Origin of the sequence: Roseomonas sp. USHLN139 (assembly GCF_037145735.1) — a bacterium.
Classification (GTDB): Bacteria; Pseudomonadota; Alphaproteobacteria; order Acetobacterales; family Acetobacteraceae; genus Pseudoroseomonas.
Map to the genome: position 1 here is coordinate 359,464 of NZ_JBBCWY010000006.1, position 12,803 is coordinate 372,266.

The 12,803-nt window shown below is 69.7% G+C and carries 10 protein-coding genes; 3 read left to right on the top strand and 7 right to left on the bottom strand.

Annotation, left to right across the window (positions count from 1 at the left end; genetic code table 11):
• Positions 1-38 precede the first annotated feature (38 nt).
• The 6 genes from WFI16_RS18350 to WFI16_RS18375 form a co-directional block, all read right to left on the bottom strand.
• Positions 39-1,676, bottom strand: a complete 1,638-nt coding sequence (locus WFI16_RS18350; RefSeq protein WP_419899293.1) for a hydantoinase B/oxoprolinase family protein — start codon at positions 1,674-1,676, stop codon at positions 39-41.
• Positions 1,673-3,748, bottom strand: coding sequence for a hydantoinase/oxoprolinase family protein (locus WFI16_RS18355; protein WP_419899294.1), 2,076 nt, complete (start codon positions 3,746-3,748; stop codon positions 1,673-1,675). Before WFI16_RS18355 ends, WFI16_RS18350 begins: the two co-directional genes overlap by 4 nt.
• A gap of 50 nt (positions 3,749-3,798) precedes the next feature.
• A complete protein-coding gene (locus WFI16_RS18360; RefSeq protein WP_419899295.1) occupies positions 3,799-5,163 on the bottom strand; it encodes a TRAP transporter large permease in 1,365 nt (454 codons plus the stop codon).
• Positions 5,160-5,795, bottom strand: coding sequence for a TRAP transporter small permease subunit (locus WFI16_RS18365; protein ID WP_419899296.1), 636 nt, complete (start codon positions 5,793-5,795; stop codon positions 5,160-5,162). The genes WFI16_RS18360 and WFI16_RS18365 overlap by 4 nt, the downstream gene beginning before the upstream one ends.
• Positions 5,792-6,868, bottom strand: coding sequence for a TRAP transporter substrate-binding protein (locus tag WFI16_RS18370; protein WP_419899297.1), 1,077 nt, complete (start codon positions 6,866-6,868; stop codon positions 5,792-5,794). The genes WFI16_RS18365 and WFI16_RS18370 overlap by 4 nt, the downstream gene beginning before the upstream one ends.
• A 264-nt stretch (positions 6,869-7,132) precedes the next feature.
• Positions 7,133-8,020, bottom strand: coding sequence for a LysR family transcriptional regulator (locus WFI16_RS18375; protein ID WP_419899298.1), 888 nt, complete (start codon positions 8,018-8,020; stop codon positions 7,133-7,135).
• A gap of 185 nt (positions 8,021-8,205) precedes the next feature.
• On the opposite strand from WFI16_RS18375, the gene WFI16_RS18380 reads away from it, so the two are divergent.
• A complete protein-coding gene (locus tag WFI16_RS18380) occupies positions 8,206-9,129 on the top strand; it encodes a DUF1796 family putative cysteine peptidase (RefSeq protein ID WP_419899299.1) in 924 nt (307 codons plus the stop codon).
• A 44-nt stretch (positions 9,130-9,173) separates the two neighbouring features.
• Positions 9,174-10,649, top strand: coding sequence for a glucose-6-phosphate dehydrogenase (zwf, locus tag WFI16_RS18385; protein WP_419899300.1), 1,476 nt, complete (start codon positions 9,174-9,176; stop codon positions 10,647-10,649).
• Between the two features lie 55 nt (positions 10,650-10,704).
• Here zwf and WFI16_RS18390 read toward each other — a convergent pair whose 3' ends face one another.
• Positions 10,705-11,523, bottom strand: coding sequence for an aspartyl/asparaginyl beta-hydroxylase domain-containing protein (locus WFI16_RS18390; protein WP_419899301.1), 819 nt, complete (start codon positions 11,521-11,523; stop codon positions 10,705-10,707).
• A gap of 253 nt (positions 11,524-11,776) precedes the next feature.
• Between WFI16_RS18390 and WFI16_RS18395 the strand changes: the two genes are divergently transcribed.
• Positions 11,777-12,697, top strand: coding sequence for a dihydrodipicolinate synthase family protein (locus tag WFI16_RS18395; RefSeq protein WP_419899302.1), 921 nt, complete (start codon positions 11,777-11,779; stop codon positions 12,695-12,697).
• Positions 12,698-12,803 lie beyond the last annotated feature (106 nt).

Sequence of the window (12,803 nt, forward strand, 5' to 3'; positions counted from 1 at the left end):
CCCTGCCCAGATAAGGCCGCGCTGCGGCGCCGCAAGGGTCAGGCGGCGATGTAGCCGAGCTGACGGTCCATCATCTGCGCCGCCGCGCTGCGCTGCTCCGCGGGGCCGAAGCCGCCGCCGCCCGAGGTCTCCAGCCGGATGGTGTCGCCGCGCCACAGCCGCAGGTTGTTGACCTTGGAGCCGAGCGCCGTCCGCTCGCCGCCGCGGATCAGCCAGAGCGCGCCGGCGCGGCCCGGCTCGCCGCCCTCGAGCCCATAGGGACGGTGCTTGAAGCGCTCGAGATTGGCGGTGAAAACGGCTTCCGCGCTGTCGATGCGCCATTCGCGGAACAGGCCGAGCCCGCCGCGCTGCCGCCCGGCGCCGCCGGAGCCGTCCAGCAGGCCATAGCCGGTGAGCGTGATCGGCAGCTCGCTCTCGATCATCTCCACCGGGATGTTCGAGTTGTTGTGCATGCCATAGGTATAGCCGTTCAGCCCATCGGTGTCGTCATGCGCGCCGCTGCCGCCGACCTCGATCTCGACCAGCACGCCACGCTCGCCCTGGTCGCCGATGGTCTGGAAGGAGCAGACATAGCTGACGCCGTAATAGGCCGCCGGCACCCGCCCCGGCACCGCCTTGTGCAGCGCCCCGAGCAGCGTCGTCGCCAGGCGGTGGCCGGTGGCGATGCGGTTGGCGACGGGGGCGGGGTGGCGGGCATTGACGATGCTGCCCTCCGGCGCGATCACCGTGACCGGGCGGTAGCAGCCGGCATTGGGCGGGATTTCTGCATCCGCGATGGCCATCACCGCATAGGAGACGGCCGAGCCCGAGGAGGCCAGCGTCGCGTTCACCGGCCCGACGGCCTGCGGGCCGCAGCCGGAGAGGTCGATGATCAGCTCCTCGCCGCGCACTTCGATCTCCGCATGGATGCGGATCGGCTTCGCGTCGATGCCGTCATCGTCGAGGAAATCCTCGAAGTCGTATTTCCCGTCCGGGATGCGGCCGATCATCGCGCGCATGGCGCGCTCCGACCCGTCGAGGATGCGGGCGCAGGCTTCGGTCAGTGTCGCCGCGCCGACGCGGTCGGCGAGCTTGCGGATATTCGCCTCCCCCACCGCCAGCGAGGCCAGCTGCGCCTGCAGGTCGCCCCAGAGCATGTCGGGCCGGCGGACATTCTGCTTCATCATCGCCAGCAGGTCGTCATTGAGGGCGCCCGCCTTGACCAGCTTCAGCGGCGGGATGCGCAGCCCCTCCTGGAAGACCTCGGTCGCCGTCGCGGCATAGGAGCCGGCCGCCATGCCGCCCATGTCGAGATGGTGGCAGAGCGTGCCGACGATGGCGACGCGCTGCCCCTCGGCGAAGACCGGGCGGAAGGCCAGGATGTCGGGGATGTGCTGGCCGCCGCAATAGGGATCGTTGGTGATGACGACATCGCCATCCTCCCAGCGCTCGAGCGGCAGGTGGTCGCGCAGCACGGTGCGCAGGCCGGTGCTCATCGAGTTGAGGTGCTGCGGGATGCGCGCCGATTGCGCGACATTGTCGCCATGCGCGTCGAAGATCGCGGTGGAATAATCCAGCAGCTCGCGCACGATGGTGGAGCGGCTGGTGCGCCAGACGGTGACATCCATCTCGGCGGCGGCGGCGGTCAGGGCGTTGCGCAGGATTTCCAGCGCGATCGCGTCGAGATGGGTGCTCATGCCGCGAGGGCCTCCGTCCGGCCGGCGCTCTGGCGCCGCGCGATCAGCGTGTGGTCGGGGCCGGGGGCGCAGCGCCAGCCTTCGGCCAGGTAGATGGTGGTGTATTCCTCCTCGATCAGCGCCGGGCCGCTGACCGGCGCGGTCAGCTGCTCGCGCTGGTGCACCGGCACTTCGCGCCAGGCATCGCCCAGCCAGATGCGGCGCGCCTCCGGCTTGCGATCGGCCCCCAGGCCGGGGGCGCGGCGGGTGCGGGCGCGCGCCAGCAACCCGGTGGCCGAGAGACGCAGCGCCACCAGCTCCACCGGCGCCGCCGTGTTGCTGTAGGAGAAGCGGCGGGCGTGTTCGGCATGGAAGGCGGCCAGCAGTGTCGCCAGCGCGGCGGGCTCGGCGGCCGGCGCCTCCCAGGGGATCACCAGCTCGAAGGCCTGGCCGCGATAGCGCAGGTCGGCGGAGAAGTTGAAGCGCCGGTCAGCCAGGGGCACGCCATCGGCGGCCAGCAGCCCATCGCCCTGCTCGCGCAACTCGTCCAGGAAGGCGGCGACGCGCGGCAGGTTTTCTTCCGTCGCCGGCATGACGCGGCTGCGCGTCAGGTCGTGCATGATGTCGGAATGCAGGATGCCAAACGCAGAAAAAGTGCTGGCATCGGCGGGGAAGATCACCTCCGGCACGCCCAGCTCTTCCGCGACGGGAATGGCATGCAGCCCGCCAGCGCCGCCGAAGGAAAGGAGAGAGAATTCGCGCGGGTCGAGGCCCTTCTCGAAGAGAGAAAGGCGGGCGGCGGCGGCCAGGTTGGTGTCGGTCACCGCCAGCATGCCGGCCGCCGCCTGCTGCGCGCCGAGGCCGAGCGGCGCGCCGATCCGCGTCGCGATGGCGGCCTCGGCGGCCGGCGCGTCCAGCGGCATGGCGCCGCCCAGGAAGAAGCGCGGGTCGAGCCGGCCGAGGGTGATATTGGCGTCGGTCACGGCGGGCTCGGTGCCGCCGCGGCCATAGCAGACCGGGCCGGGGCGCGAGCCGGCGCTGCGCGGGCCGACGCGCAGCCTCCCGGCATCGTCGACGGCGGCGAGCGAGCCGCCGCCGGAGCCGATGGTGCGGATCTCGATCATCGGCAGGCGCACCGGCAGACCGTCGATCTCGCCCTGGGTCATGCGGGTGACGCTGCCCTCATGGACGACGCAGATGTCGAAGCTGGTGCCGCCCATGTCGACGCCCAGCAGGTTCGGCCGCTGCAGCGATTCTGCCATGCGCAGCGTCGCCAGCGCGCCGCCGGAGGGGCCGGAGAGCAGCAGCCGCGCCGGCTGCCGTGCCGCCACCTCGGCCGAGCAGACGCCGCTGTTGGATTGCACCAGCAGCAGCCGCGCGGCGATGCCGGCCTCCGCCAGCCGCCCGGTCAGTTTCTGGAGATAGGCGCCGACGACGGGCATCAGCAGGGTGTTGAGCGCGGTGGTCGAGCTGCGTTCGTATTCGCGGATTTCCGGGCTGAGCTCGCTGGAGAGGCAGAGCGGCAGGTCCGGGCGCGCGGCGCGAATGACCTCCGCCAGGGCCTGCTCATGCGCCGGATTGACATGGGCGTTGAGCAGGCAGATGGCCACCGCCTCGGCGCCCAGCGCGTCGAGCTTGGCCAGCAGCGGGGCGAGGGAGGCGGGGTCGATCGCGCGTTCGACGCTGCCATCGCCGCGGATGCGCTCCGCCACGCCCAGACGGCGATCGCGCGGGATCAGCGGCGCATCGTGATGCGGCTTCAGCCCGTAGATGTCCTTGCGGCTGTGGCGGCCGATCTCGAGAACATCCTCGAAGCCGGCGGTGGTGAGAAGAACACCCCGGGCCAGGCGGCGCTCCAGCACGGCATTGGTCGCGATGGTGGTGCCGTGCAGCAGGATGCGGATATCGGTCAGGCCGAAGCCATAGCGCGTGGCGGCCTCGTTCAGCCCGGTGATCAGGCCGATCGAGGGGTCTTCCGGCGTGGTCGGCGTCTTCAGGCTGCGCAGCGCGCCGCTGCGCTCGTCGAGGATCTGCAGATCGGTGAAGGTGCCGCCGATATCGATGCCGATTCGGATGAAGGGATCAGGGGACACGGGAACTCCGCTCGCAGCGTGCTGCGCTGGGATGATGGGAGGCATGGCGGTCAGCCCAGGACCTGCGGCAGCCAGGTGGCGAGCTCCGGCCAGGCCAGCAGGGCCGCGACCGCCACGAGATAGGCTGCGAGGAAAGGCATGACGCCGGCGAAGACGTCGGTGATCGGCCCGCCCTTGGGGCGCATGCCCTGCAGCACGTACATCACGGTGCCGTCGGGCGGGCTGATCTGCGCGATCTCCACCAGCATGGTGACGATCACGCCGAACCAGATCGGGTCGTAGCCGAGGCCGACGACGATCGGGAAGACCACGGGCACCGTGGTGATGATCATGGAGAAGCCCTCCATGAAGGTGCCGAGCGCGAAGTACATGCCGATGATGGCCAGCATGATCGCCCAAGGGGGGACCGGCAGGCCGCCGATCATGGTGGCCACCGTCTGCGGCACGTCGAGCCCGGTCAGCACGTAGTTCAGCAGATAGGCGCCGAGGATGATCAGCCCGAGCAGCGCGGTGTTGCGCGCGGTCGCCTCGGCCGAGGCGTTCAGCATGCGGAAGTTCAGCTTGCCGTCCAGCGCCGCGAAGCCGGCGGCGCCGACGACGCCAAGCGCCGCGGCCTCGGTCGGCGTCGCATAGCCGCCATAGATCGAGCCCAGCACCAGCAGCATCAGCAGCAGGGTCGGCACCAGCCCGCCGAGCGCGCGGATCTTCTCGGCCAGCGGCACCGGCGGCGGCTTCGGCAGCGGCGAGCGCAGCCCATGCGCGGTGATGACGGCGACGAACAGCGCGGTGACCAGCACGCTCGGGATCAGCGCCGCGATATAGAGCGCGCCGACCGAGGTCTCGGTGATCAGCCCATAGACGATGAAGGTGATGCCGGGCGGGATCAAATTGCCCATGGCGCCGCCGGCGGCGAGCGAGCCCAGCACCATGCGCTGGCTGTACTTGGTGCCCTCGAAATAGGGCAGGGCGACCGAACCCATCGTCGCCGCCGTCGCCACCGACGACCCCGATACGGCGGAGAACAGCGCGCAGGAGGCGATGTTGGTGTGCAGCAGCCCGCCCGGCAGCCGGTTCAGCCAGACGTTCAGCGCCTTGTACAGCCGGTCGGACAGCCCCGCGCGCAACAGGATCTCGCCCATCAGCAGGAACAGCGGCACCGCGATCAGCACGAAGTTGCTCGACGGCCCCCAGAAGGTCTGCCCCGCGAACAGCCAGAAGGGTCGATCGGAGAAAAGAAAACCGGCGAGCAGCGCCAGCAGCCCGAGCACGGCGGCGATATGCACGCCGGCGCCGAAGAACACCATGAAGACCGCGACGAGGCCCAGGATTTCGGCGATGGGCAGCGACTGCGCGCCGCTGGCGGCGGCGAAGAACAGCGCCCCCAGCAGGCCCAGGATGAACAGGATCGCGATCATGCGGCGCGCTCCCGGGCCATGGCGACGGCTTCCAGCGCCTCCTCCGCCTCGTCGTCGATGGTGCGCGCGCCGAGCAGCGCATCGGCCTCGGCGAAACGGCCCAGCGCCAGCTCCAGCAGCGCTTCCAGCAGCAGCGCCAGGATCATCGCCACGAAGGCGAAGAGGCCGAAGGTCCAGACCCCCTGCGGGATCGCCATCGGGATGCGCAGCTTGCTGCTGTCATGCGCGTCGAACATCAGCGACTCATCCAGCAGCGACCAGGCGGCCCAGGCGGCGAAGACCGAGAAACCGGCCAGCAGGATCAGCGCCAGCACATGCAGCACGGCGCGCAGCCGCAGCGGCAGGCGGTTGACCAGCACGTCGACGCGGATATGCGCGCGCGCCGCCAGGGTATGCGCCAGCGACCAGGAGATGCCGCCGGCCAGCATGTAGCTGGTGATCTCCACCGTCGCCGCGCTGGAGACATGGAAGACCGAGCGCCCGACGATATCGGCGGTGATGAACAGCGCGCAGAGGATGTAGTTCCACCCCGCCAGATAGGCCATCACGGCCGACACCCTGGCGATGCCCTGGCGCAGCGCCTGCGCCGCGCGCAGCGGCGCCGGGGCGGCGGCCCCGGCAGCCCGCCTCACGGGCGATACTCCACGCCGGAGATCGGCGCGATCACCTGGTTGTAGATCTCGCCGCAGCGCGCGCCGCAGCGGCGGACGAAGCCGGGCAGCACGGTGCTGCGCAGCGTCGCGCGCACCAGCTCGCGGTCGGCCTCGGTGGCCGCCACCTCGGTCATCGGCCGCGCCGCCAGCTGGTGCAGCTTGCAGCCCTCGGGCTTGCCAGTGTTGCAGTCGAGCCCGTCGCGCGTCGCCGCGGCGCCGAGATCCCAGAGCTTCTCGTGCATCTCGGCGAAGGTGGCTTCCAGCAGCCCGCGCACCTGCGGGTCCAGCTTGTTCCACCAGGCCAGGTTGACCATGTAGCCGGCGACCGACCAGGAGAGCGGCAGGTCCGAGATGTGCGAGGTCACCTCCGGCCAGCGGGCCGAGGCGCCGCTGCCGGTGCCGGTGACCGCGCAATCGACCACGCCGCGCTCCAGCGCGCTATAGACCTCGGGGAAGCCGACGCTGACCGGCAGCCCGCCGATCTTGTCGATCAGGTCGACCAGCGAGTTGCCGAAGGTGCGGATCTTGCGCTCGCGCAGATCGGCCAGCGACCGGAAGGGCTGGCGGCAGAACAGCACCTGCGCCGGGAAGGGATAGAGCACGACGAGCCGGGTGTTGAACCGCTCCAGCTCCTTGTTGGCCACCGGCAGCACGGCCTCGGCGATCCGCTTGGCGGTCGTGATGTCGGCGCTCAGCCCGGCCAGGTCGATGCCGTCCAGGAAGGGCACATCGCCCGACAGCGTCGACAGCGTGCCCGCGCCGATATCCGCCTGGCCGGAGCGCACCAGGCGCACGATCTCGTTGCCGCCCAGGTTGCGCTCGGCATGCGAGCTGAGCTGCACGGTGATGCGGCCGTTCGAGCGCGCCTGCAGCTGTTCGCGCAGCAGCGGCGTGTCGACGCGGGTGAATTGCGGCATGGTGGGCAGCGGCTGCGTCACCGCGACGATGCGCAGCTTCGGCCCGTCGGGCAGCGTGGCAGGCCCCTGCGCGGCCGCCGTGAAGGAGGTCAGCCCGAGCCAGGCGGCCAGGCCGCCCGCGATCCACTTGTTCATTCTGTGAAGCCCCTGTTGCTCTGCTGGCGGCTTCCGTTTGAATGGCTCTCCCGGCGCCGCGCTTGGGTCGCAGCTGCATTGCCGGTCATGGGATCGCAGGGCCGGATCGCTGTCGAATCCTTAATTTGGATCGAAGCGATAAAGGGAATTTATCACCCCTGACAAACCACAACAAAAACAAGGGCAGGGGGAAGGAATTCCCCCTGCACCCCCTTCGTCTTTCTGTCAGGCTGCCGCGCCAGGGCGGCACCGCGGGACGCTGACCTACAGGCCTTCGGCCAGGCGATGCGCCTCGGCGGCGACGGCGGCGGCCAGGTGACTCTTCGGGCTGCGCAGATAGCTCAGGTGGAAGGCATTGCGCGGCAGGGTGACGTCGGACACCTCCAGCTGGCGCAGCCGGCCGGCGGCCAGCTCCTGCTGCGCCATCAGCAGCGGCAGGATCGCCAAGCCGATGCCATCCAGCACCAGCCGCGTCATCGCCGTCAGCGAGGTGCTGCCCCAGAGCCGCAGGCCCGGCGTGCCGCTCGCCTCCAGCGCGGCGCGGATCTCGCCCGAGAGCGGCGAGCTGTGCGAGAAGCTGACCACCGGCCAGGGCAGCAGCTCGGCCAGCCGCAGCGGCCGCCGCGCCAGCGCGATATCCGCCCGCGCCACCCAGCCCAGCTCGATCCGGCACAGCGGCGCATTCACCGCCCGCGGGTCCTCCACCGGCCCGACCAGCATCACCAGGTCCAGCGCCCCGTCCAGCAGCTGGTCGCGCAGGTTCGGCGTGATGTCGACGACGATGTCCAGCACCAGCGCCGGATAGCGGCGGTGGATACTCTCCAGCAGCTGCGGCAGCAGCGTGTGCACCAGCGTCTCCGCCAGGCCGAGCCGCAGCACGCCATCCATCGCCGCCGGCGCGGCGACCGCCTGCAGCATCTCGCCGCGCAGCTCCAGCATGCTCTCGGCATAGCGCAGCGCCGCCACCCCCTCGGCGGTCAGCGCGGTGCGCCGCAGCCGGTGCTCGAACAGCGTGACGCCGAGATCCTGCTCCAGCTGGCGGATCCGCGCCGACAGTGCCGGCTGGGTGGTGTTCAGCCGCTGCGCCGCCGCGCGGAAGCCGCCCAGCCGCGCGATCCAGACGAAGGTCTCCAGGGATTTCAGGTCGCGCATCGGCGCCAGGATAGGAAGCGCCGCGCCGGCCGGGCAAGGATGGTTATCCACAGATTCGGTGGACCGCTTTGTGGATAACGCTGTGGACGATGCTGGCGGCTGCCGCCGGCGCCTGGACGCCCTGACATCCGGCGGCGATAATGACGGGCAAGCAACAGTATGGCCATGAGCGAGCCGGGAAACGAATGGACTGGCAGAAGCTGACCAACACCGTCTTCCAGCCGGAGGCCTTCGCCCAGCGGCTCGACGCCGCCCTGCGCGAGCCGATGAAGCAGACGGCGCGCGACGGGCTGACCGTCACCGACACCGACCTGGCGGTGCTGCGGGACAGCTTCGCCGCCGCCCGCGCCCGCCTGGCCGAATACGAACGCATGGCGCTGCAGGTCGCCGAGGCGCGCCGCGTCAATCTTCTCGCCTATCGCGGCATCAAATTCATTTCGCTGGGCAGCAACTGCTTCGCCCGGTCGGTGGCGACGCGCTGGGGCATCAAGCCGCCGGCGGCGCTGGGCGAGGCGACGCACCCCTTCGACATCGCCATCCACCGCATCGCCACCATCCCGACGCTGATCGAGACCGATTTCGCCGGCTACCTGGACCCCGGCGCGCTGCAGTATCTGCCGGACAAGGGCTATGTCACCCACACCAAATTGGGCGCGACCTTCAACCACGAGCGCGGCGAGGAATTCCATGCCGACAACTGCGCCCTGCTGGTGAAGAAGTACTCGGCGCGCATCGAGAATTTCTACCGCGACATCGCCGCCGCCGACCGCATCGTCTTCCTGCTCTACACCAACCGCTGGGTGCCCGGCATCACCCGCGGCGTCGAGCGCATCTACGAGGCGCTGCAGAAGCGCTTCCCCGACAAGGATTGGGGTCTGGCCGTGCTGGTTGGCCGGCAATTCGAGGAAACCGCCGAGACCGCCCCGCTGCCTGGCCATGAGCGCCCGCGCCTGGGCGTCACCGTCCAGCAGATGCCGCTGCCCAAATACAGCTGGCACCGCAACGAGCATGCCTTCAGCCCCGAGGACCAGGCCTATGAACGCGCCATGATGGACGGGCTGAAGGCCATCATCGCGCGGATCTTCCCGGATACCGTCGCCGTGGCCTGAGCCTGGCGCTAGGCTTCCGCGCTGCGCTGCGGCAGGATGCGGCCATGGCCCGCATCCTCCCTGTCGCTTCCTTCGACTGCACGGTCTTCGGCGCCACCGGCGACCTGACCATGCGCAAGCTGCTGCCGGCGCTCTACCACCGGCACCGCGACCGGCAATTCCCCGACACCAGCCGCATCATCGGCGCGGCGCGCGGGCAGCTGGACGATGACGGCTTCCGCCGCCAGGCCGAGGCGGCGCTGCGCCAGCACCTGCCGGCCGGGGCGCTGGACGCGGCGACGCTGCAGGACTTCCTGGCCCAGCTGCACTACCGCCCGATCGAGGGCAGCGGCGAGGAGGGCTGGGAGGGGCTCGCCGCCACCCTGGACGAGCGGCCGGGCCAGGTGCGGCCCTTCTATCTCGCGACCTCGCCGGAGCTCTATGGCCCGATCTGCCAGCGCCTGGCGCGGCATGGCGCGCTCTCGCCGCAGGCGCGGGTGGTGCTGGAGAAGCCGATCGGCCACGACCTGACCAGCGCCCGCGACATCAACCGCGCCGTCGGCGAGGTCCTGCCCGAGGCGCAGATCTTCCGCATCGACCATTACCTCGGCAAGGAGACGGTGCAGAACCTGATGGCGCTGCGCTTCGCCAACCCGATCTTCGAGCGGCTCTGGCATGCCGACATGATCGACCATGTCCAGATCACCGTGGCCGAGGAGGTCGGCATCGGCGGCCGCGGCGGCTATTACGACCGCGCCGGGGCGCTGCGCGACATGGTGCAGAACCACATGCTGCAGCTGCTCTGCCTGCTGGCGATGGAAAGCCCGATCTCGCTCGACCCCGACGCGGTGCGCGACGAGAAGGTCAAGGTGCTGCGGGCGCTGAAGCCGATCGCCCCGCACGAGGCGCATCTGGCCACCGTGCGCGGGCAATACACCGCCGGCGCCATCGCCGGGCAGCCGGTGCCGGGCTATCGCCAGGACCTGGACGGCGAGGCCAGCCTGACGGAATCCTTCGTCGCGCTGAAGCTGCAGGTCAATTCCTGGCGCTGGGCCGGGGTGCCCTTCTATCTGCGCACCGGCAAGCGGCTGCCGCGCAAGGTGTCGGAAATCATCATCGAGTTCCGCACGCCGCCCTTCAGCATCTTCCCGCGCGAGGCGGTCGGCATGCAGCCCAATCGCCTGCTGATCCGGCTGCAGCCGGAGGAAGGCATGCGGCTGGAGATGATGACCAAGGAGCCGGGGCCGGGCGGGCTGCATCTGCGGCCGACCGGGCTGGATATCAGCTTCGAGAAGGCCTTCGGCCAGCGCTACCCGGATGCCTATGAGCGGCTGCTGATGGACGTGGTGCGCGGCAACACCACCCTGTTCATGCGCCGCGACGAGGTCGAGATGGCCTGGAAATGGGTCGAACCCATCCTGCAGGGCTGGTCGGAGCGGCCTGAGACGCCACGGCCCTACGCGGCGGGCAGCTGGGGGCCGACAGCAGCCATCGCCATGATCGAGCGCGACGGGCGGACCTGGTACGAATCCCTCGAATAAAAAAAGGCCGGGGGAAGGAATTCCCCCGGACCCCCATCTTCTTTTTATTCCACGATCAATTCGGACGGTTACGGAGCGCTTCGGCTTCCGCATAGAACTTCTTTTCCCACTCCTTGTGGTTGTCCAGACCTTCGCGGATGAAGGGGGTGAACACCGCCAGGTTCAGCAGCAGCCAGTTGGTCAGACGCGCCGGGAAGGCCAGCGGCTTCACGAAATCGACGAACAGCACCACGCGGGTCTGGTCGGTGTGGTTCCAGGCCTCGTGCTCATAGGCGTCGTCGAAAATGAGGGCCTTGCCCTCCTGCCAGTGGCAGACCTGCTTGTCGACGCGGATCGCCAGCCGGTCGCTCTGCTCCGGCACGATCAGGCCGAGATGCAGGCGCAGCACGCCATTGTACGGGCCGCGATGCGCGGGCAGGTGCTTGCCCGGCTCGAAGATCGAGAACATCGCCGTCTTCAGGCCCGGGATCTTCTGCACGATCCGCCAGGTCTCGGGGCAGCGCTTGATGTTCTCCTGCGAGGAGAGGCCATAGCCGGCCAGGAAGAAGGTCTTCCAGGCGCTGTCCTTGCTGATGGTCTGCACATCGGTCGAGATGTCGTGGAAGCTCGGCAGCTCGGACTGGCGCAGCAGCACGCGCTCCAGCTCCTGGCGGATCAGCGGCCATTCGCGCTCGATCTCGGCGGCCCAGGGGAAGGTGGCATTGTCGAAGACCGGCGGATTGCCGACCTTGCTGTAGCGCAGGTTCAGCCGTTCCGCGCCCGAGACCAGGCTCATGAAGAAGCGGGTCATCAGGCTGGGACGGGCCATCGGCGCGATGTTCGCGGTGGTGAAGCTCTGCTGCGGCTCGGCCGTGCGGGGCGTGCCCTGTTGCAAGCTGCTCTCCTGATCCAAGGGTCTGGCCGCGGTGCTTCCACCCGGGGCGCGGGCAGGGGGCCTTTGCCGGCGATTATACCCTGTTGCGAGTCAATGTCATGGTCCGGTCACGCAAGGCGGCCTCACGGGGGCGGGAGGCTTGGGCCTGGCCAGGGAGTGCCGGCGAGGGCGGGGCTTGGAGGCCAGGGCGGGGCAGGGCAGGATGCCGGCAGCGGCCCGGTCCGAGGCCGCACCCCAGGGGAGGAGGCAGGGAATGGCCGAGCCAGCCTATCGCGGCGTGTTTCCGGTGGTGCCCACCATTTTCGACGCCAAGGGCGCGCTGGACCTCGAGGGGCAGCGCCGCGCGGTCGACTGCATGATCGATGCCGGATCGCAGGGATTGTGCATCCTGGCCAATTTCTCCGAGCAGTTCGTGCTGTCCGATGCCGAGCGCGAACTGCTGCAGGATGAGATCCTCGGCCATGTCGCCGGCCGCGTCCCGGTGATCGTGACGACCACGCATTTCTCCAGCCGCCTTTGCGCCGAGCGCAGCCGTCGCGCGCAGCAGGCGGGCGCGGCCATGGTGATGATCATGCCGCCCTATCACGGCGCGACCATCCGGGTCGGCGAGGCGGCCGTGTACGAGTTCTTCCGCCAGGTGTCGGATGCCATCTCGATCCCGATCATGATCCAGGATGCGCCGGTGGCGGGGACGCCGCTGTCGGTGCCGCTGCTGGCGCGGATGGCGCAGGAGATCGCCCATGTCGCCTACTTCAAGATCGAGGTGCCGCAGGCCGCGTCCAAGCTGCGCGCGCTGATCGAGGCGGGGGGTGCCGCCATCGAGGGCCCCTGGGATGGCGAGGAGGCGATCACCCTGCTGGCCGATCTGGATGCCGGGGCGACCGGGGCGATGACCGGCGGCGGCTATCCGGACGGCATCCGGCAGATCACCGATCCCTATTTCGCCGGCGACCGCGCGGCCGCGGTCGCGGCCTATCAGCGCTGGCTGCCGCTGATCAATTACGAGAACCGGCAGGCCGGGCTGCTGGCCGCCAAGGCCTTGATGCGGGAGGGCGGTGTCATCCGTTGTGATGCCGGCCGCCACCCGCTGGCGCCGATGCACGAGGCGGTGCGGGCCGGCCTGCTGGAGATCGCGCGCGGCCTGGATCCGGTGGTGCTGCGCTGGGGCCGCTAGAGCATAATCCGATCATTCTGGTTCATATCCTGCGGCGGTGAAGTAGCTGGCACACTCCTGCGGTGAGAACTGCGGGAGGGCGTCACGGATGGCATCCCAGAGCGCA